At 62.5% G+C, this 272-nt stretch carries 1 pseudogene; it reads right to left on the bottom strand.

The annotated features are described in order from the left end of the window. Nucleotides 1-272: pseudogene (locus AC0IYH_RS31620) on the bottom strand (hypothetical protein); the annotation flags it as partial.

The raw sequence follows: 272 nt of genomic DNA, 5'->3' as shown, positions 1-272 counted from the left end.
CCGAACAGACCACCGGTACGGACGATGATGCTGGCAGGCACCTGGCTGCTGGTGACGACCCTGACGGCTCTGCCACCGGCATCGATTGTCGGTACCCGCAGGCCGTCGATGATCGCGATGCTCGCGCAGGACGATGTCAGCCCATCTACAAAGCCGTAGGACGCGGCGTTTTCGAGGGCATAGAGATGGGCCTTGGCGGTATCGAGAGCGCAGTTACCCGACTCAAGCCGGGAGATGGATTCCAGGGCTGCGGTATCGGCGAGCTTCTGTAG

It is taken from the genome of Pseudomonas sp. AC463, from assembly GCF_979253585.1.
The sequence above is the reverse complement of the archived record's forward strand: the minus strand, read 5'-3'. Positions and strand labels throughout refer to the sequence as shown.